This is a genomic window from Serratia marcescens subsp. marcescens ATCC 13880 (genome assembly GCF_017299535.1).
Classification (GTDB): Bacteria; Pseudomonadota; Gammaproteobacteria; order Enterobacterales; family Enterobacteriaceae; genus Serratia; species Serratia marcescens.
Map to the genome: position 1 here is coordinate 3499725 of NZ_CP071238.1, position 18963 is coordinate 3518687.

Here is an 18963-nt window from a genome sequence, read left to right on the forward strand (position 1 = left end):
TTAACCAGGGTTAACGAGAAAGGTCTGCAGCTCGGCGACGAAATCCTGCGGATTGGCCAGATGCGCGTTGTGGCCGGCCTGCGGCACAATGCGCAACGGCAACCCGGCGTCGCGCGCCAGCCGTTGAAATTTGGGGTCGTTCTCACCGCACAGCACCCGCAGCGGCACGGTCAGTTGGCGCAGCTGCGGCGCCAGATAGGGCTGCCGCCCGAGCGACGTGGCTTCGAGCATGTCGGCAATCGCCGGGCCGCTGTTGACCGAACGCGCGGCGATCAACGCCTGACGGTGCACATGGCTAAGCTCTTTGAACACCGGCTGCTGATACCAGTCCGCCAGCACCTCGGCGATCGGCTCACTGCGAAAACGCGCCGCCCACAGTGCATCCTGCTCGCAGCGATGGCGGCGCTGTTGTTCGTCCTCCAGCCCCGGATTGCCGCCCTCGACGATCACGCCTTGCAGGCCGGCATGGCGGCCGTGGCAAGCGTGATACATGGCGATGCGCCCGCCGAGCGAATAGCCCACCAGCCAATAACGTTCAATATTGCGCAGCTGCAGCGTAGCGGCGATTTGCGCGCTGATGTCGTCGAAGCCGCGGCAGGTCACCGCCACGGAATCGCCGTGGCCGGGCAGATCGATGGCCAGCGACGGCCATTCCGGGCAGCGCGCGGCGATCACCCGCCATTCGTTGTTGTTGCCGAGCAGGCCGTGCAGCCACACCAGCCATGGGCGGCCCGCTTCGCCCTGTTGCAAAATTCGCGTCGCCAGCATCATTGCACCGCCATCTGTTGCACCAGGTATTGCAGGCTTTCGGCCCCTGCGCTCGGTGGCACCTGCAGTTCTATCAGCGTGGCGCCGCCGTGCCGCCAGCCTTGCTCAACCGCCTGTTGCAGCTGGCTCCAGTTTTCCGGCCGCGCGTAGTCAAGCTGGAACATCGCCGCCGCGTGGCTGAACTCGACGTTCTGCGGCATGCAGTAAAAGCGTTGGCGCTCCTCGTCCGGCGTCGGCAACAGCGAGAAAATTTGGCCGCCGTTGTTATTGACGACGATCAGCACCGTCGGCGCCGAACCGTGGCGCAACAACGCCAGCGCATTGAGGTCATACAACGCGGAAAGGTCGCCCACCACCGCCAACGTCGGTCTGGCGGTGGCGCGCTGTACGCCGGCGGCGGTGGAAATCAGACCGTCGATGCCGCTGGCGCCGCGGTTGCTGAATACCGGGTAAGCGGCAGGCAGCGTGGTTAACGCGTCGATCAGTCGCACCACCAGGCTGTTGCCGAGAAACAGCTGGCCGTTCTCCGGCAGCAGCTCCGGCAGGCGGTGCGCCAGCTGCGCTTCGCCAAAGTTATCGTGCAGATGCGTGGATGCCGCCGTCAGCGCCTTATCCGCCAAGACCGCCAGCCCGGCGGCCCACGGCGCGCGCGGTTGCGCCGGATGCTGCGCCAACCACTGCGCCACCCCGGCGCGCAAACGCCGCCCCCGGTGCTGGGCCGGATCGAGCCGCCCCGGCAGCTCGTCGATGACCCAATACTCTTCCGGCCGGCACTGCGTCTGCCACTGCAGCAGGCGTTTGCCGGTCAAGCTGCCGCCGAACTGCACCACCAGCTGCGCGTCTTGCAACAGGCGCTGCGCCTGCGGATGCGCGAGCCATAAATCGGCGCAGGGCAGCGGTTGCCCGGTCTGCGACAGCACATCGCCGATCAGCGGCCAGCCCAGCGTCTCGGCCCAGTCGGCCACCTGTGCGCCCTCTTCCGCGCTCATGCGGCCGGCCAGCACCACGCCGCGTTTTTGCCGCCAGAAGAACCAGTCCGGCTGCGGCGACGGCGCCGCACGCGTCTCGCTTTCCTGCAGCCAAGGCCGATCGCTCTGCCACCAGTCGCCCAGCGCGGCGGACCAATCGGCATACTGACGCTCATCGCCGCCATACAGCGGTTCGGCGAACGGGCAGTTGATATGCAAAGCGCCATGCTGCAGGCGCGCCATCGCGCTGTCGACGCTGGAGGCCAGCCACGCGGCCGGAATATCCGGCGTCGGACGCGGCAGATCGATCGCCAACGTCGGGTGGCTGCTGTAGAGACCGTTTTGACGGATCGCCTGATTGGCGCCGCAGTCGATCAGTTCCGGCGGCCGATCGGCGGTGAGAAACACCAGCCGTTCACCGGTCAGGCCGGCTTCGATCAACGCGGGATAAAGGTTCGCCGCCGCGGTGCCGGACGTGACGATCACCGCCACCGGCTCATGCGCCGCCTTCGCCAGACCGAGCGCCAAATGGCCGAGCCCGCGCTCATCAAAATGGGTATGGCAGATAAACGATCGGTTGGCCGCGGCGGCCAGCGTCAGCGGCGTGGAGCGCGATCCCGGAGCGATACAAACATGCCGCACCCCATGGCGGGCCAGCGCCTCGAGCAGCACAGCCGCCCACCGGCGATTAAAAACACTTGTCGACATAGTTCGCTCACAAGTCAGTTAGCAGAGATCGTCTCCGGCGCAGCCGACGGACGCCGCGCCTGTAGTTACGCTCTGTATTATATGAGGTGTTATTTTCACGGCTTTTGCGCCAGCGCAAAAACGCCGTATATCCCTGAGTGTTTACACCAGATAATTATTTGATTTAGAACAAAAAATAAACAATTAAAACACAAATACTTTACACTTGCGGCGATGCCGGCTCAATCCGTCCATACAAAAACAAGGGAAATAGAGGCGCTCCAACGGCGGCTAGCGGGAAGTATAGGCGGGATAAGGGCAAGCGATCGGGGAAACGGCGGGATGAACGACACAGTCTGCAGAAAAGCACGAGGCGGCCTGCGCCGCCCCGATGACATGATTTATTTGCGGGCCAGCAGCAGCCCCAACACCAGCCCGACGGTGGCGCCGATGCCCACGCCGTGCCAGGGTTTGTCCCGCACGTAGTCGTCGGTGCGGTGCACCGCTTCTTTGGCGCGCGCATAGTAGGATTCGCCCGTGTTCGCCCAGCGCGCCTTGACCTCACTCAGCGCCTGCTCGGCGTGCGACTTGATGTCGATATAGGCCTGATCCGCGCGATCGCCGGTGTATTGCAGCACTTCTTCCAGCGTCTCGGTCAGCATTCTCAGATCGTCATCCAGCGTAGTTTGCTCAGCATCCGTATGTCTTGCCATCGTGAGATCTCCGTGGTTGAAAAATTAAGCGTTCCTACACTATAGACAAGGATCACCGCCTGCGGCCATCGGACTTTTACCCTAAAACACCAATTGCACCTTGGCGGCCTGGCGTTTATCGCCGGCAAACGTCAGCGCCTGCGCCAACTGCCCGCTGGCGAATTCCGCCGACAGCAACGGCAGCGGATCGATCACGCCGTCGGCCAGCCAGGCCACCGCCAACGCGAACTCCGCCACGAAGCGGAACGATCCAAGCAGATTCAGTTCCTTGGCAATCAACAACATCAGCGGAAAATCGGGGAAGCTGCCGCCCATGCCCACCTGCACCACAGTGCCTTTGGCGCGGGTGAGCTCCAGGCAGCGCTGCAGCGACAGCGGATGTCCCGCCACTTCGAAGGCGACGTCGAAATAGCCCTTGTCCTGCTGATAGTCGCTAAAATCGTCGTCCGCAGCATGCAGGCACCGATTTGCCCCCATTTGCCTCGCGATCGCCAGGCAGCGCGGACTGAGATCGGCGCAGACAATCTCGGCGGCGCCCAGCGCTTTCAGCGCTGCCACCAGCAGACAGCCGATCGGGCCAACGCCGGACACGAAAATCTTTTTCCCCGTCACATCGCCGGGCTGCTTCGCCGCGTGGACAGCCACCGCCAGCGGTTCGGCGAACACCATCACCCTGTCGTCGCGATCGGCGGCGTAAGGAATGCACTGCGCGCTATCCACCACTTTGTATTGGGTAAAAGCGCCGTCGACGTGCGGAAAATACATCGCGCTGCCGAAAAAGCGCATCTCGACGCATTGATTGCTTTGCTGCGCCAGACAGTATTTACACTGCCCGCAGGGTTTGCTGGGATTGAGCGCCACCTTCTGCCCGACAGGCAGCTGCGGCGAATCGCTGGCGACCACCTCACCGATCACCTCATGGCCCAGCACCATCGGCTGACGCACCTGAAAATTGCCGACCTTGCCTTCCTGGAAGTAATGCAGATCCGAGCCGCAAATGCCGCCGCGGCTGATTTTCACCAGCGTTCCCTGCCCCCGATAATCCACTTCTTGCGCGATCACCGCCACGTCTCGCTTGCCGTTGACCACGCAGGACTGGGTTTGAATTTTCATCTCCAGACTCCACGGAAAAAGGTTACACCGCCGCCGACATGCCGCCATCGACAAACAGCAGTTGCCCGTTGACGAAGGCGGAGGCGTCGGCGGCCAGGAACACCGCCGCGCCGATCAGCTCCTGCGGATCGCCCCAGCGCGCGGCGGGCGTGCGTTGGGTCAGCCAGGCGGTGAAGGCCGGATCGTCGGCCAGCGCCTGCGTCATCTCGGTTTTGAAGTAGCCGGGGGCAATGCCGTTGACCTGAATATTGTAGCGCGCCAGCTCCACGCACATGCCGCGCGTGAGCATTTTCACCGCCCCTTTGGACGCCGCATAAGGGGTGATGGTGTCGCGGCCCAGCTCACTTTGCATCGAGCCGATATTGACTATCTTGCCGCGCCGGCGCGGCACCATGTAACGCGCCACGGTCTGTGACACGATGAAGACCGCCTTCTGGTTGACGGCGATGATGTCGTCCCAGTCTTGCTCCGGAAACTCGGTGAACGGGTGGCGGCGCTGGATGCCGGCGTTGTTGATCAAAACGTCTATCGCGCCGATGTCCGCTTCGATACGGTCGATGGCGGCATGCACCGCCTGAGAGTCGGTGACGTCGAACGCCGCCGCCTCGGCGCGCAGCCCCTCTTCGCGCAAACGATCGGCGGCGTGCCGGGCATGTTCTTCGGTGGTGGCGTTGATCAGAATATGCGCGCCTTGCTGCGCCAGGCCGCGTGCCAGCAGAAAACCGATGCCGCGCGAGGCGCCGGTGATCAAGACGGTCTTGTTATCCAGTGAAAACAGATTGTTCATGGTGATTCCCGGCCATCAGGCCTCCAATCGGACAGGCCTCTATCTCAGCCGATTGTTACCGGTAAAAACGTGATGGAAATCACTGAAAATCATGTTACGAAACCTTGTTACCCTTAACGTGATCTCACGCAGGCAGCAAGAGGGGAAAGATCATCTATCCGATTGAAAAATGGCTATTTCCAATAGAAGTGCATTCATTGTTATCACCAAATCGATGGGTTAACATGCCGCTATCCCCCTTGCCGCGCCGCCCGTGAAGGCCACCGAATGAAACACCTCCGCGTTACGCGACAGGACATCACACAATGGGCCGGCGTAACCCAAACGCCGGGTGACCAAACGCTGGTGGTGAACTGCTGTCTCTCACTCGGCGGCACCGTTTGAGCCGACATTCGGGCCAACCGGCGGCGTAGCGCGGGCTTTTTCGCTGCGCGCCGCCCACCACAGACCGCTGTTTTTCATCGCATAGCCGAATAGCAGCCCCACCAGCAGGGAAAGCGTCACCAGCGGCCAATCGCCGCCGCCGGCGAAGGTCGCACAGGCGCCGATAAAGGTGCCGGGCACGAACCCCAGCCACTGCTGTTTGGCCTGAATGCACATCAGGAACGCCACGACGCCGGTCAGCAGATACCCCAGCAGATTCCACTGCGGGGCCAGTTCGCTGCCGCGGATGATCGCCATTGCCCAAAAGACACCGCTGCAGCAGGTCAACGCGCCAATCAACAGCCCTTTCAGCCCGCCCTGCGGGCAGGCGAAATACGCCGTGCAGCCCAGAAAACCGGCCCAACCGATCAGCCCCAGGCTGACGGCAACCCAGCCCCAAACGCCGGAGAGGATCCCGGTAGTAACGGCAATGGCGAAAAGAACGTTCATAAAGTGACCCGCGGCAAAAATAAAGCGCGCAGTTTACCCGAAGCGAGTTATTTTTTTGTGATTAAAATCACGAAAAAAATGTAAACAAGGAAATGGAAATATCAAAAAAGCAATGATTATCACAAAAAAAAGCCAGCGTGACGGGCACGCTGGAATAACACAACACCAGGGAAATCACGATCTCAAATGAAATGTCTACATGCGACGCCTGTCGCCCCCTCCCGAACGCCGGTTTCAGCGTGGGAAGCCCGCACGCGTTACCATGACGCTCAACGTCAAACAAATCACGGCGCTGCTCAGGAATAACAAGTGGGTCGCCAAATGCAAATCGGCGTGGTCGATCACAACGCCCAACAGGATCGGCACCCAGTTAGCGATATACGCGATCACGTAGAACAGGGAGATCAAACGCGCATGGCTGGCTTTCGGTGAAATCAGATTCACCAGCGTGGCGCTGCCGACGAAGATCGCGCCATAGGCGTAACCGGCGATCACCATGCCTGCGGCGGCCAGCGCCAGCGAATGGATCTGAATCGCCACGGCGAACACCCCGACCGACAAAGCCTGAGCCAGGCAGCCGAACATCAGCGAATGGCGGGCGTTGATGCGACGACTCAAAATCTGGCTGATGCCGGCAATCACCAGATAGACGGCGACCACATAGCCAAAGACGCCACGGCTCTGCATATCCAACAGCTTTTCGGCGACGCTCGGCCCTATCGCCAGAATGCTGGCGGCAACCGCCCAACAAATGAACAACGCCCCGGCGCACAGGAAGAATTTGCCGCCGGTCGCGCGCAGGCCATCCGCCAGAGAGCTCTTCGCCACCGGCGCGTTATCCGCCGCTGCGCTATCGGTCTGCGCCGCCACCGCCTCTCGCGGCCAACGCAGCATCACGCCCAGTGCGGCGACGGCGGCGATGGCCATGATGATGATGAACGGCAATGACGTGGTATGAAAACCGGTTTGCAGGGCGACGCCGCTAAAGATCGGGCCCAGGGCCAATCCGGTGGTAAAGGACAGCGTCGCGATCAACGCCGCATTTTTTCCGCCGTCCTGCGGCCCGAAACGCACCAACGCGATATTCGCCGCACCGGTCAGGGCGCCGGTGCCGACGCCGGCCAGCAGCCGCGCCATAAACATCATGAAGAACGATGACGCCACCGAAAACAGCAGCGCGCCAAGCAACACCACCAACAGCGCCGGCACGATCATGCTGCGCAGGTCTTTTACTTTCCCCGCCATGTTGCCTACGCCGAACAGCGAAATCAGCACGCCGGCGGCATAAGCGCCGTAGATGATCGTCAGGCTGACCGAACTCAACGCCAGCTCATGTTGATAAAGCGGATAAAGCGGCGTCGGCGCGCTGCTGTTCAACAGCGCTGACATCAATGCCAACGCCAGAAACAGCAAGATAGCGAAATGCGATGTACCCGCCTTCGCTTTAGCCGTTTCTTCAACGGCGATACTTTCTGACATGTTCAACTCCCGAATCGATCAGGCATTCGCCCTAAATAAATGCGCCTTCCCGTAGGCCACGCGGCTTCAGGAAGCGCGCTTATCATAGCGTTGGGCTATCACGCCCAAAATAGCCAAGAATGCATCATCGTGATTCATTAATGCAGCATCGCAGCGTCAGGCATGCATTTCTGCAGCATGCGACGCCGCCAGGCGATGGCGCAACCGCCCAATGCCACGCCATACACTGCATGGTTGGCCAGGCTGGCGATCAGCAAAGCCGGATTTTTGCCGGCCATTCCCCAAAGCCCCAACCCCACCGAGGGATAAATGAAGCACAGCGAGATCAGCGAGCAGGCCAGGCCATACGTCAGCGCCCCGACGAACAGGCCACCCCCGGACTTAATGCGCGGGCAGATCAGGCAATAGAACGGGATCGCCAGGCTAATGCCGGCAAAATAGTGCGCGCCGTAGCCCATCATCAGAGCCTCTGGCACATCGGGAATGTCACCAGGCCGCAAAAACCAAAATTGCCCCTGCAGCCATTGATTCATCAGTTTGCCGATGAAGGCCAGGTTGAGCTTGCCGATGAGACCGACGCTGGAGGCGACACTGTTCACCCCATCCATCATCAACGTCGCCACCATGCCAAACAAGACCGCCATCGCCATGCCGCCAACCGGACGCATGTTCATTGTTTCGTTCCTTATCACGTTATGCCACCGCCGCCTGCTCGGACTTGGCCGAAGCACGCTTGCGCACCGCCAACGCGCCGGACAACACGATCAGCGCCATACCGGCGGCGGCGATATAAGACTGCTGTTCGCCAAATATCAGATAGCCAAGCAGCGTAGAGAAAATAATGGTGCTGTAAGAGAGAATGCTGACAATCACCGCATTGCCGCCCCCGTAGGCGCGAGTCATGGCGATCTGCCCCAGGCTGCCGAAGACGCCGATGGCGCAGACGCACAGCAGCATTGCGCCGTCCAGCAAGGAAAAGCCCAGTAACGCAGTCATCAGGCAGCCAACCAGCGTTCCCACCAGCGAGAAATAGAACACCACGCGCAGTTCCGGCTCTCCACGCCGCACCAGCTTGCCGACGTTAAAGTAAGCCAGCGCGGTCAACAGACCGGCCGCCAGCCCGACCAGCGTGGCAACGTACTCCCCGTTGGGGGCGTCGGGGCGCAGCAATACCAAAATGCCGGCAAAGCCCAACAGCACGGAAAACAACAGCCGACCGGTCAGTTGCCCTCGGGTCGTGATGAACGCGATCGCCGACTGAAAGAGGGGATTGGTATAACCCAACGTGGTGGCGGTGGCGATCGGCAGATGTATCAGCGAATAAAAACCGCAGTACATCGCCGCATTGCCTATCGCCGCCCGCTTCATATGCAATCCGAGATGACGGGTGCGAAAACCGAGGCGCTGGATCTTGATCAGCGCCGCGACGATCAGCACATTGATGAGAGAACGATAAAAAATGATGTCGAAAAATCCGACCGTCGTCGACGCCAACTTGATGCAAGCACCCATCAGCGCAAAGAACCCGCTGGCGACGACCATCCACAAAGCTACCATGATCTTCTCTTATTAACGGCCTTTGGTCTGGGCCGTATCAACACTACCCGGCGGCTTTCACCGTCAACGGTTTATCGTCCGCGCAAGCGAAGAACACCAGCATTTCGGCGCCTTGTTCGCCGGAAACGCCCTGGTGCACGATATCCACGGTATCGGTAAACGAATCCCCCTGCCGGAACGTGCGGCGTTCACCGGTTTTCCTGACGGTGAGCGAAACGCTGCCGCCGCTCATGTACACTGCGCTGATGCAAGGATGCGTATGCCAGGCCAGTACCTTGTTCGGCTCTACCGTCACCTTCAGCATGGTGATCTGCGGTGCGCCGGCGGGATACTGACGATATGCCGTGCCCTCCCACGCGCTGTCGGTCTTGAGCAACGTCGTTTTGACGATGCCTTCGCCATGCCCCTCGGCAGCCTGAACCGGCCCCTGAAATACTGCCAACAATGCCAAAATGCTCCACTTAACCATCTGATCGCTCCATGACTGCCGCGAGTAAAAATGCCAGGCGCCGCGCGCGGTGAACCTGGCGAGTTGAAAAAACAGCGTTGTGCTACAGTCCTTTGATGCGCTGCTCGTATTCCGCGATGCTCTCGGCGTAGTAGCGGTTAGGCGCCGCAAAGTTGCCCACCATCACTTCGATGAGGTACGGCCCCGGATGTTTCGCCGCGGCGTCGAGGGCTTCGTCCAGATCCTCCAGCGTCTCCGCCTTCGCGGAGGCGACCCCCAGGCTGTTGGCAAACGCTTTCCAGTCATGGTTGGGCAAGGCGGTATAGTCGGCGGAAATGCCGCGATTTTGCAGCGTGTCGATGTGCATGGCGCCGTGCGCGCTGTTGTTCATCACCACGAACACCACCTTCACACCATAGCGCGCGGCGGTCTGAATTTCGATGCCGTGCATCAGCATGCAACCGTCGCCTGTCACCACGACGCAATCCCGCTGCGGTGCCGCCAGCTTGATGCCGATGCCCGCGCAAATGGCCCACCCCATCGGCGCCAGGGAGCTGGAGGTGTGATAATCCCCCCGCCCGGCCGCCAGCCAGTGATGCGCCATGAAAATGCGGTGTGCGCCCGAATCGACCACGACGTTGGTATCCGGATTCATGCGGCTGCGAATGTGTTTAATCGCATCGCCGGGATACAGCCGGCTTTCGCCCTGGGCGATGCGCGCCTGCAACGTCGGCTGCGGCTGTTCCAGCGGCAGTGCGCGAACCCCTTCCAACCAGGCGTCACGCAAGTGAGCCGCGTCGCCAAGCCGCGCGTCCTCATCGCCAACCGCGGCCAACAAACAGTGCAACGTACCGCTCAGGCTGGAAAATATCTGCAGATCCGGCTGGTAATGCGAGCTCACTTTGTCGAAGTCTTCGTCGATCGCCACCAGCGTTTTATTGCCGTGCAGTCTCGGGTTCCAGTTCAGACTGTCGCGCTGGCTGAGATCGCAGCCCAGCACCAGCAGCACGTCGACGCCTTCACCGTTGAGGGTTTCTACCGCGCGGGCATGCCCGGCAAAACCGTAGACCCCTAATGCCAGGGCGTGCCCTTCGGGAAACGCGCCCTTGCCGGACAACGTCGTGGCGACAGGCAAGCGGTATTTTTCCGCTACCCGCAACAACAGCGCGGCATCCTGCGGATTGTTCATCCGGTTGCCCACCAGGCAGGCGACGTTCAGGCCGCGCAGCAGATAATCATGCAGCAGCTGTTCCACCGCTTGCACATCCACGGCCGCTTCACGGTGCTGCGGCACTCGCTCAGGCTGGTCGCGACGATCGCCGAACGCGGTTTTCTTCTGCATGTCGACCGGCACGCTCAGATAGGCGCGCCCTTTCCGCTGTGGGTTCAGACTGGAGAGGCTGCGGCGCAGCTCATGCTGCAAGGTCAGGTTGTTTTTCGTTTCTATCGCGGCGCAAAGCAACGGTTTGACGATGGTCAGCTCATCGATGCCGCTGTTGCTGCCGTCCTGAAAAGCGCCCTGCGCCTCGTGATAGGTGGCGATGCTGCCGGCCAGGTACAGCACGGGGATCTTATCGGCTTGCGCGGCGGCCATCGCCGGCAGGAAATTCATGGTGCCGGGGCCTGAAATGCCCAAGCAGACGCCAAACTTTCGGCTGGCGCGGGCATAGCCATCGGCCATAAATCCGCATGCGGTTTCATGGGCACCGACGATGCCGACAATCTCGGAACGGTCAATAGAAGTGATTAACGGGTAAACCAGTTTGCCGGGGACCAAAAAGATATGTTGAATGCCGCGCGCTGCAAGGCCTTGAATAATGATATCGGCGTTGTTGCGTTCCATCTTCTCGGCGCCTGGCGCCACGGTAACTCTGACTCCGTCCTCCGTCGCCAGCGCAACGGGGGGGCACAGCATCTCTGCGTGAGACTCCATTTTTTTATATCCAGTCATATCATCGTGAGCTAACTTGATTCAGAGTCGATCCCACTTGGCGGTCGCCCAGAAATAACGGGAACCGGCTCTTATTCGTATTGCTTATGCATTAGGGTAGCCTTGGTGTAAAATATGCGTCGGGTCGCAGCATAAGCGCCGATAAGAATAAGCATTACCAGACAAAAATAAAGGTGCAAAACCGCTTCACGGTGATGCATTTATACATATCCTGAAACATTATAAATAATGATGATACGAAGCATTTTTTTCGGTCCCCACACCAGAATAAACACCGCATCACACCGCTTCCTTCCCCCTCCCGCCAGTCTGTACAGAGGAGGTGCGCAATGAACTGGGACGACGCCCGATTTTTTCTCGCCGTTGCGCGCTGCGGCACGCTACGCAAAGCCGCCAGCCAGCTGCATGTCGATCAGGCGACCGTCGGCCGACGGCTCTCCGCTTTCGAAGATGCGCTCGGCTCCAAGCTGTTTATCCGCACGCCGAAATCCTTCGCCCTCAGCCCGCTGGGGGAAGAAATGCTGGCGGACGTGATGAAGATGGAAAATGCGGTGCAGGCGATCAACCGTAAAGCCGCCAGCGGTGACGAAAGCCTGTGCGGCAACGTGCGCATCGCCACTACCGATACCCTGGCCGAAGCCTTCGTGATGCCGGCGCTGCAAGATCTGCGGGAACGCTATCCGGCCATCACCGTCACGCTGCTGACGGCGGTCAACATCGCCGATATTTCTTACCACGGCGCAGATCTGGCGATCCGCGGCGCCCGTCCCGATGACGATGAGCTGATCATCAAACGGTTAGCCACCATCGAAATGGGCCTGTACGCCACTCAGCACTATTTGGCGCGGCGCGGCATGCCGGTCAAGGGCGAGCAGTTGCGCGGCCACGATCTGCTGATGTTCCCGCGCGAGCTGGTGCCGCGCCACTGGAACAATTTCTGCGGCGAGGCTCTGCACGAGCCCAACGTCGTGCTGCAATGCAATTCGCAGCTGCTGCTGCGTTCCGCCACTCGCAGCGGGCTGGGCATCGGCCTGCTCTCCGCTTTTTTGGCGGACAAAGACCCGGAACTGGTGCGCCTGTTCCCGGAGAACAAGGACTGGGTGGATATCTGGCTGGTGCTGCACCCCGATTTGCAACGCGCCGCCCGCGTGCGCGCGGTGGTGCAGGCGCTGGAAACGTCGTTTAGCGCCCATTACGGCTGAGCGCCGTTTCGCCCATAAAAAAAGGCCGCCGAAGCGACCTTTTTACTGTCTGAAGCGTTATCAGAACGTCGGCTGCGCCATCTGCACCAGCGAAATCAGCGGCTGCGGATAAACACCCAACAGCAGCACCAGCGCGGCGGAGATCAGCACCACGACGCCACCGGCGGTCAACGCCCAGTTGTTCGGGGTGTCGCGCTGCAGCGATTCCGGCGCGCTGAGGAACAGGCTGACGGTCACGCGCAGGTAGTAGTACAGGCCGATGGCGCTGCCTACCACGACTGCGCCGGTCAGCCACCACAGGTGTGCGCTGACGCCCATTGCGATCACGAAGAACTTACCGATAAAGCCCAGCGTCATCGGAATACCGGCCAGCGACAGCATCATCACCGTCATCACCGCGGACAAGATTGGCTTATGCCAGAACAGGCCGCGGTAAGAGAACAGCGAATCCGCATCCGGGCCGCGGTATGGGCTGGACATCAGGCTGACCACGCCGAAGGCGCCCAGGCTGCTGAACAGGTAACCGGCCAGATAAACGCCGGCGGTTTCCAGCGACAGCTGATGGGTTTGCACCGCAATCAGCGCCACCAGCAGGTAGCCCAGGTGAGCGATCGACGAGTAACCCAGCAGACGCTTGATGTTGGTCTGGCTGATGGCCATCAGGTTGCCGAACAAGATAGAACAGAACGCGATGATCGACAGCACCAGGCGCAGCGCTTCGTTGTCGGCGGCCGGGGCATACAGGAACAGACGCATCACGACCGCGAAGATCGCGATCTTGCTGGCGGTCGCCAGGAAGGTCGAAACCGGCGCAGGCGCGCCCTGATACACGTCCGGCGTCCACAGTTGGAACGGCACCAGCGACAGCTTGAAGCCCAGACCGACGATCATCATGCCCATGCCGGCCAGGATCAGCGGCTGGTGCATCATGTTTTCCTGCAGGCTCTTGCCGAGGCCGGCCAGCGACAGATCGCCGGATTCGGCGTACAGCAGCGCCATGCCGAACAGCAAGAACGACGACGCGGCGGCGGACAGCAGCATGTACTTGATGGCGGCTTCCAGCGGGCGCTTCTGGCGATAGGCGTAGCCCACCAGGCCGAACAGCGGCAGCGAGATAAGCTCAATGCCGATGAACAGCGAAGCCAGATGGTTGGCGCTCGCCAGCAGGATGCCGCCCATGGCGGCGATCAGCACCAGCAGGTAGAACTCTTCGCGGTTATCCGGATAGCCGACCAGCCACGGATAGGCGAAGGTGCAGGTCGCCAGACTCGCCAGCAGCACCAGCCCGGTGTAGAACATCGAGTAGCCGTCAACCCGCAGCAGCGGGGTGACGTCCATTGGGCCTGCCTGGCCGACAAAGTACAGCGAAAGCAGCGCCAGGTTGAGACCGATCACGGTCAGGGTGGCGTTGATAAAGTGGTCGCGTCGCCACGCAATGCCTAGCATCACAACCACCACCGTCAATCCGACGATCAACAGCGGCAGCAGTGCGATCAGTTGTTGAGGAGTTATTGTCATGGCGAATTACGGCCTTGTTGTTGAAATTGCTGAAACTGACGAACCAAACCAGTGTTGCACGTTGCTCATCGCCGCGTTGGAAGTATCCAGAATCGGCTGCGGGTAAACCCCCAGCAGAACCAGCAACACCACCAGCAGCAGAATGATGAACAATTCGCGCGCGGTCATGCCCTGCAGCGGCTGGTCTGACTTAGGCGCACCGTAGTAAGCGCGCTGCATCATGATCAGCGAGTAAACCGAAGCGAACACCAGACCGAAGGTGGAGATCACGGTGATCACCGGCACCACCTGGTAGCTGCCGAACAGAATCATGAATTCGCCGACGAAGTTACCGGTACCCGGCATCCCCAGCGTAGCCACGGCGAAGAACAGCGACAGCGCAGGGATGAACTTGATACGCCCCCACAGGCCGCCCATCTGACGCATGTCGCGGGTGTGCAGACGCTCATACAGCTGGCCGCAGATGATAAACATACCGGCGGCGGACAGACCGTGCGCGATCATCTGGATCACGGCGCCCTGGTAAGCCAGCTGGCTGCCGGTGTAGATGGCGATCAGCACGAAGCCCATGTGCGATACCGAGGTGTAGGCGATAAGACGCTTGATATCGGTCTGCGCGAACGCCATCCAGGCGCCGTAGAAGATGCCGACCACGCCCAGCCACATGGCGATTGGCGCAAACTCGTGCGAAGCCTCAGGGAACAGCGGCAGGCTGAAACGCAGCAGGCCGTAGGCCGCGGTTTTCAGCAAGATGCCCGCCAGGTCGACAGAACCTGCGGTCGGCGCCTGGCTGTGCGCGTCCGGCAACCAGCCGTGCAGCGGCACCACCGGCATTTTCACCGCGAAGGCGATGAAGAAGCCCAGCATCAGCAGATATTGCACGTTGTGGGACATCGGCGTTTGCAGCAGGTCTTCGTAATCAAAGGTCCACACGCCGGTGGCGTTGTAGTGCACGAACACCAGGCCCAGGATCGCAATCAGCATCACCAGACCGCTGGCCTGGGTGTAGATAAAGAACTTGGTCGCCGCGGTGATGCGGGTTTTACCGTCCGACGCCTTGTGGCCCCACAGCGCGATCAGGAAGTACATCGGCACCAACATCATTTCCCAGAAGAAGAAGAACAGGAACATGTCGATGGCGAGGAACACGCCGATAACGCCGCCCAGGATCCACAGCAGGTTGAGGTGGAAGAAGCCCTGATATTTCTGGATTTCACGCCAGGAACAGAGGATCGCCAGCACGCCCAGCAGACCGGTCAACACCACCATCAGCAGCGACAGACCGTCCAGCGCCAGGTGGATGGAGATGCCGAAGCGCGGGATCCACGGCAGCAGGAATTCGCTCTGCCACTGCGGAATGCCTTTCGGCGTGGTCAATGTATAGCCGCCCTGCATCCACAGCTGCAGAGAGAGCGCCAACGTCAGCCCCATTGCGATCAGCGCTATCCAGCGCGGCACCTTAGTACCGAAGCGCTCAAGCTGCCAGCACAGCAGACCGCCGATAAAGGGGATAAGAATTAGCCAAGGTAATAGCATGGCGTTTTGTGTCCCTTATACGAATAATTTCAAACTTTGTACGTAGCGCCTGCCCGGCGCTACGCCCGAAAAATGCGTCTGTTTAAATTATTCAATTAAACCAAAATCAACAGAGCCAATACGACCACTGCACCCACACCCATAGACGCTATATACCAACGCACCTGGCCGTTCTCGCTCACCGTCAGACCGCGGTTCCCCCAGCGGGAGAAGACGGCCGGCAGGTTCATCAGCGAGTTCAGCGGATCGCGCTGCAGCAGCTTCGCAATGCCCAGGTACGGCTTGACGAACACTTTGTCATACAGCCAGTCGAAGCCCCAGGCATGGAACCACCAGGTCGAGAAGAAACGACCCGGCGCGCTGTTGGCGATGCTGTTGACCAGGCTGCGTTTGCCCAGCCACAGCGCGGCCGCCAGCAGAATGCCGACGATAGCCACCACGCCGGAGGTGATTTCCAGCGTCAGCACGCTGCCGTGCGCCAGTTCGGTCGTCTCCGGCAGCACGCCCTGCAACGGCGGCACGATCATCGCGCCGACGAAGGTGGACAGCACCAGCAGAACCAGCAGCGGCAGGTGGTGAGTGATGCCTTTACCGGCATGCGCTTTGATTTTCTCTTCGCCATGGAACACGATGAAAATCATACGGAAGGTGTACAGCGAGGTCATGAACGCACCGACCAGGCCGGCAACCATCAGGTTGATGTGGCCGTTAGCCATCGCGCCCGCCAGGATCTCGTCCTTACTGAAGAAGCCGGCCGTGACCAGCGGCAACGCGGACAGCGCCGCGCCACCCACCAGGAAGCAGACGTACACCAGCGGGATGCTCTTGCGCAGACCGCCCATCTTGAAGATGTTTTGCTCGTGGTGGCAAGCCAGGATCACCGAACCGGACGACAGGAACAGCAGCGCCTTGAAGAACGCGTGGGTCATCAGGTGGAAGATCGCCGCGTCCCATGCCTGCACGCCCAGCGCCAGGAACATGTAACCGATCTGGCTCATGGTGGAGTAAGCGAGCACGCGCTTGATGTCGGTCTGCACCAGCGCGGCGAAGCCGGCCAGCATCAGAGTGACCGCACCGACGATGCCCACCAGGTGCAGCACTTCCGGCGCCATCAGGAACAGGCCGTGCGTGCGGGCGATCAGATAGACGCCCGCGGTCACCATGGTCGCCGCGTGGATCAGTGCGGAAACCGGGGTTGGGCCCGCCATCGCGTCCGCCAACCAGGTTTGCAACGGCAGCTGCGCCGATTTACCGACCGCGCCGCCCAGCAGCATCAGGGTCGCCCAGGTGATGGCCGTATCGCCCACCGCCAGTTTCTGCGGCGCCAGGATCATCAGCTCGCGGATGTTCAGCGTGCCCAGCTCGTTGTAGAGGATGAACAGCGCGAACGCCAGGAACACATCGCCCACGCGGGTGACGATAAAGGCTTTCATCGCCGCCGCGCCGTTGGCCGGATCTTTATAGTAGAAACCGATCAACAGGTAGCTGCACAGGCCCACGCCTTCCCAACCCAGATACATCAGCAGCAGGTTGTCCGCCAGCACCAATACCACCATGCTGGCGATAAACAGGTTGGTGTAAGCGAAGAAGCGCGAATAGCCCTCTTCACCGCGCATGTACCAGGAAGCGAACATGTGGATGAAGAAGCCGACGCCGGTGACCACCGACAGCATGGTCAGCGACAGGCCGTCCAGCACCAGGGTCACGCCGATATTGAAGTTGCCGACGGCCATCCAGGTCCACAGGCTTTGCTCGAACAGCTGCACGCCGGCGGCTTTCTGGGCGAAGAAATCCATCGCCACATACACCGTGACCAGCGCAGCCAGGCCGATAGAACCCACGCCGACGGTGGCCGCCGTGTTTTCAGACCAACGACCGCGGGAAAATGCCAACAGCAGGAACCCGATCAGCGGTAGCAGAATTGTTAAATATAATAGGTTCATCCGCGCATCTCACTGACAGTATCAATATTCAGGGTATGACGACGACGGTAGAGCTGCAGCAGCAGCGCCAGGCCGATACTGGCCTCGGCTGCCGCCAGGCTGATCGCCAGGATGTACATCACCTGCCCGTCCGCCTGGCCCCAGTAGCTTCCCGCCACGATAAACGCCAACGCCGCAGCGTTGATCATCACTTCCAGGCTGATCAGCATAAACAGCAGGTTGCGGCGCACCAGCAGCCCGGTCAACCCGAGCACAAACAGGATAGCCGCCAGGATCAGGCCGTGTTGAAGAGGGATCATGCTTGCTCCTCCGATTTTCTTCTCGCCATTTCACCACCCACCGGCGCGTTGCTCAGCACCTCGCCAGGCTTGTGCTCGCGGCCGATATGGAAGGCGACAACCAGACCCGCCAACAGCAGCATTGAAGCCAGCTCAACCGCCAGTACGTAAGGCCCGAACAGGCTGATGCCCACCGCCTTCGCGTCAACCATCTCACCGCTGATGCCCTGATCGGATACGCTGCGGATCGCAACGATCAATACCACCAGCAGCGCCAGCGACAGCAGGCCAGGCCCGATCCACACCGTCGGCTTCATCCAGTCGCGCTCTTGCTGCTGCACGTTGCCGAGGTTAAGCATCATCACCACGAACACGAACAGCACCATGATGGCGCCCGCATAAACGATGATTTCCAACGCGGCGGCAAAGTAGGCGCCGAGAGAGAAGAAGACTGCCGAGATCGCCAATAACGAGACGATCAGATACAGCAGCGCATGCACAGGGTTGGTATGGGTGATCACGCGAATCGTCGCGGCCACCGCAATCAAACCTGCCAGATAAAATGCAATTTCCATGCTTGCTGGCTCCTTAGGGCAACAGACCTTTGACGTCGATCGGTTTGGCTTCGTTTTCGGCTTCGCCTTTGGCTTTGCCGTCAATCGCCATACCGGCCATCCGGTAGAAGTTATATTCCGGATATTTACCCGGCCCCGAGATCAACAGATCCTCTTTTTCGTACACCAGATCCTGACGCTTGTACTCGCCCAGTTCGAAATCCGGCGTCAGCTGGATAGCGGTAGTTGGGCAAGCCTCTTCGCACAGGCCGCAGAAGATGCAGCGCGAGAAGTTGATGCGGAAGAACTCCGGATACCAACGACCGTCTTTCTGTTCTGCCTTTTGCAGCGAGATACAGCCGACCGGGCAGGCAACCGCACACAGGTTACAGGCGACGCAGCGCTCTTCGCCGTCCGGATCGCGCGTCAGCACGATGCGGCCGCGGTAGCGCGGCGGCAGGTAAACCGGTTCTTCCGGATACATCTGGGTTTCGCGCTTGGCGAAGGCATGCATGCCAATCATCCAAATGCTGCGCACCTGGGTGCCGAAACCAACCACTAACTCTTTCAATGTCATGGTTTATTCAC

18 protein-coding genes are annotated in these 18963 nt (G+C 60.5%); 1 reads left to right on the forward strand and 17 read right to left on the reverse strand.

What is annotated here, in order from left to right; all coding sequences use genetic code 11:
* The 11 genes from menH to J0F90_RS16760 all read right to left on the reverse strand — a co-directional run bounded on the left by menH (nucleotide 1) and on the right by J0F90_RS16760 (nucleotide 11326).
* Nucleotides 1-771 carry a 2-succinyl-6-hydroxy-2,4-cyclohexadiene-1-carboxylate synthase gene (gene menH, locus J0F90_RS16710; protein ID WP_033639795.1) on the reverse strand — a complete coding sequence of 257 codons (771 nt, stop codon included), beginning with the start codon at nucleotides 769-771 and terminating at the stop codon, nucleotides 1-3.
* Nucleotides 768-2444, reverse strand: coding sequence for a 2-succinyl-5-enolpyruvyl-6-hydroxy-3-cyclohexene-1-carboxylic-acid synthase (gene menD, locus J0F90_RS16715; protein ID WP_033639793.1), 1677 nt, complete (start codon nucleotides 2442-2444; stop codon nucleotides 768-770). The genes menH and menD overlap by 4 nt, the downstream gene beginning before the upstream one ends.
* A 380-nt stretch (nucleotides 2445-2824) precedes the next feature.
* Nucleotides 2825-3136, reverse strand: coding sequence for a stress response protein ElaB (elaB, locus tag J0F90_RS16720; RefSeq protein ID WP_028127745.1), 312 nt, complete (start codon nucleotides 3134-3136; stop codon nucleotides 2825-2827).
* A gap of 81 nt (nucleotides 3137-3217) precedes the next feature.
* Entirely contained in the window at nucleotides 3218-4249 is a 1032-nt protein-coding gene (idnD, locus tag J0F90_RS16725) for an L-idonate 5-dehydrogenase (protein ID WP_033639792.1), read from the reverse strand.
* A 22-nt stretch (nucleotides 4250-4271) separates the two neighbouring features.
* Nucleotides 4272-5036: a gluconate 5-dehydrogenase gene (gene idnO, locus J0F90_RS16730; RefSeq protein WP_016926915.1), complete on the reverse strand. Its 765-nt coding sequence runs from the start codon at nucleotides 5034-5036 to the stop codon at nucleotides 4272-4274.
* Between the two features lie 363 nt (nucleotides 5037-5399).
* Nucleotides 5400-5909, reverse strand: a complete 510-nt coding sequence (locus tag J0F90_RS16735) for a DUF1097 domain-containing protein (protein ID WP_033639791.1) — start codon at nucleotides 5907-5909, stop codon at nucleotides 5400-5402.
* Nucleotides 5910-6143: 234 nt separating this feature from the next.
* A complete protein-coding gene (locus tag J0F90_RS16740; protein WP_033639789.1) occupies nucleotides 6144-7388 on the reverse strand; it encodes an MFS transporter in 1245 nt (414 codons plus the stop codon).
* Between the two features lie 137 nt (nucleotides 7389-7525).
* Nucleotides 7526-8062 (reverse strand): DUF2938 family protein, encoded by a 537-nt coding sequence (locus J0F90_RS16745; protein WP_033639788.1) that lies wholly within the window; start codon nucleotides 8060-8062, stop codon nucleotides 7526-7528.
* 19 nt (nucleotides 8063-8081) lie between these two features.
* Entirely contained in the window at nucleotides 8082-8945 is an 864-nt protein-coding gene (locus tag J0F90_RS16750; protein ID WP_033639787.1) for a DMT family transporter, read from the reverse strand.
* Between the two features lie 43 nt (nucleotides 8946-8988).
* On the reverse strand, nucleotides 8989-9414 hold the full coding sequence (locus tag J0F90_RS16755; RefSeq protein WP_033639786.1) for a cupin domain-containing protein: 426 nt from the start codon (nucleotides 9412-9414) through the stop codon (nucleotides 8989-8991).
* An 82-nt stretch (nucleotides 9415-9496) separates the two neighbouring features.
* Entirely contained in the window at nucleotides 9497-11326 is a 1830-nt protein-coding gene (locus J0F90_RS16760; protein WP_033639785.1) for a thiamine pyrophosphate-binding protein, read from the reverse strand.
* A 347-nt stretch (nucleotides 11327-11673) separates the two neighbouring features.
* Here J0F90_RS16760 and J0F90_RS16765 point away from each other — a divergent pair, with 347 nt between their 5' ends.
* Nucleotides 11674-12546, forward strand: a complete 873-nt coding sequence (locus tag J0F90_RS16765) for a LysR family transcriptional regulator (protein WP_004935995.1) — start codon at nucleotides 11674-11676, stop codon at nucleotides 12544-12546.
* Between the two features lie 60 nt (nucleotides 12547-12606).
* Here the strand turns inward: J0F90_RS16765 and nuoN are convergent, their stop codons facing one another.
* The 6 genes from nuoN to nuoI all read right to left on the reverse strand — a co-directional run bounded on the left by nuoN (nucleotide 12607) and on the right by nuoI (nucleotide 18952).
* Nucleotides 12607-14064, reverse strand: a complete 1458-nt coding sequence (nuoN, locus tag J0F90_RS16770) for an NADH-quinone oxidoreductase subunit NuoN (RefSeq protein WP_025303659.1) — start codon at nucleotides 14062-14064, stop codon at nucleotides 12607-12609.
* A gap of 6 nt (nucleotides 14065-14070) precedes the next feature.
* The gene (gene nuoM, locus J0F90_RS16775) at nucleotides 14071-15600 is read right to left on the reverse strand and encodes an NADH-quinone oxidoreductase subunit M (RefSeq protein WP_004936002.1); all 1530 of its coding nucleotides are present in this window, start codon (nucleotides 15598-15600) and stop codon (nucleotides 14071-14073) included.
* A gap of 95 nt (nucleotides 15601-15695) precedes the next feature.
* Complete coding sequence (nuoL, locus tag J0F90_RS16780; RefSeq protein WP_033639783.1) at nucleotides 15696-17543, reverse strand: NADH-quinone oxidoreductase subunit L; 1848 nt, start codon at nucleotides 17541-17543, stop codon at nucleotides 15696-15698.
* Nucleotides 17540-17842, reverse strand: a complete 303-nt coding sequence (nuoK, locus tag J0F90_RS16785; protein WP_004936014.1) for an NADH-quinone oxidoreductase subunit NuoK — start codon at nucleotides 17840-17842, stop codon at nucleotides 17540-17542. The genes nuoL and nuoK overlap by 4 nt, the downstream gene beginning before the upstream one ends.
* A complete protein-coding gene (gene nuoJ, locus J0F90_RS16790; protein ID WP_004936018.1) occupies nucleotides 17839-18396 on the reverse strand; it encodes an NADH-quinone oxidoreductase subunit J in 558 nt (185 codons plus the stop codon). Before nuoJ ends, nuoK begins: the two co-directional genes overlap by 4 nt.
* Nucleotides 18397-18409: 13 nt before the next feature.
* Entirely contained in the window at nucleotides 18410-18952 is a 543-nt protein-coding gene (gene nuoI, locus J0F90_RS16795; RefSeq protein WP_025160170.1) for an NADH-quinone oxidoreductase subunit NuoI, read from the reverse strand.
* Between the last annotated feature and the right edge of the window lie 11 nt (nucleotides 18953-18963).

Excerpts from the sequence above, each read along its gene's own strand:
- idnO (WP_016926915.1), bottom strand. The coding sequence starts at position 5,036 with ATGAACAATCTGTTTTCACTGGATAACAAGACCGTCTTGATCACCGGC.
- menD (WP_033639793.1), bottom strand. The coding sequence starts at position 2,444 with ATGTCGACAAGTGTTTTTAATCGCCGGTGGGCGGCTGTGCTGCTCGAG.
- J0F90_RS16740 (WP_033639789.1), bottom strand. The coding sequence starts at position 7,388 with ATGTCAGAAAGTATCGCCGTTGAAGAAACGGCTAAAGCGAAGGCGGGT.
- menH (WP_033639795.1), bottom strand. The coding sequence starts at position 771 with ATGATGCTGGCGACGCGAATTTTGCAACAGGGCGAAGCGGGCCGCCCA.
- elaB (WP_028127745.1), bottom strand. The coding sequence starts at position 3,136 with ATGGCAAGACATACGGATGCTGAGCAAACTACGCTGGATGACGATCTG.
- nuoK (WP_004936014.1), bottom strand. The coding sequence starts at position 17,842 with ATGATCCCTCTTCAACACGGCCTGATCCTGGCGGCTATCCTGTTTGTG.
- J0F90_RS16765 (WP_004935995.1), top strand. The coding sequence starts at position 11,674 with ATGAACTGGGACGACGCCCGATTTTTTCTCGCCGTTGCGCGCTGCGGC.
- nuoI (WP_025160170.1), bottom strand. The coding sequence starts at position 18,952 with ATGACATTGAAAGAGTTAGTGGTTGGTTTCGGCACCCAGGTGCGCAGC.
- idnD (WP_033639792.1), bottom strand. The coding sequence starts at position 4,249 with ATGAAAATTCAAACCCAGTCCTGCGTGGTCAACGGCAAGCGAGACGTG.
- J0F90_RS16745 (WP_033639788.1), bottom strand. The coding sequence starts at position 8,062 with ATGAACATGCGTCCGGTTGGCGGCATGGCGATGGCGGTCTTGTTTGGC.
- J0F90_RS16750 (WP_033639787.1), bottom strand. The coding sequence starts at position 8,945 with ATGGTAGCTTTGTGGATGGTCGTCGCCAGCGGGTTCTTTGCGCTGATG.
- J0F90_RS16760 (WP_033639785.1), bottom strand. The coding sequence starts at position 11,326 with ATGGAGTCTCACGCAGAGATGCTGTGCCCCCCCGTTGCGCTGGCGACG.
- nuoN (WP_025303659.1), bottom strand. The coding sequence starts at position 14,064 with ATGACAATAACTCCTCAACAACTGATCGCACTGCTGCCGCTGTTGATC.
- J0F90_RS16735 (WP_033639791.1), bottom strand. The coding sequence starts at position 5,909 with ATGAACGTTCTTTTCGCCATTGCCGTTACTACCGGGATCCTCTCCGGC.
- nuoJ (WP_004936018.1), bottom strand. The coding sequence starts at position 18,396 with ATGGAAATTGCATTTTATCTGGCAGGTTTGATTGCGGTGGCCGCGACG.
- nuoL (WP_033639783.1), bottom strand. The coding sequence starts at position 17,543 with ATGAACCTATTATATTTAACAATTCTGCTACCGCTGATCGGGTTCCTG.
- J0F90_RS16755 (WP_033639786.1), bottom strand. The coding sequence starts at position 9,414 with ATGGTTAAGTGGAGCATTTTGGCATTGTTGGCAGTATTTCAGGGGCCG.
- nuoM (WP_004936002.1), bottom strand. The coding sequence starts at position 15,600 with ATGCTATTACCTTGGCTAATTCTTATCCCCTTTATCGGCGGTCTGCTG.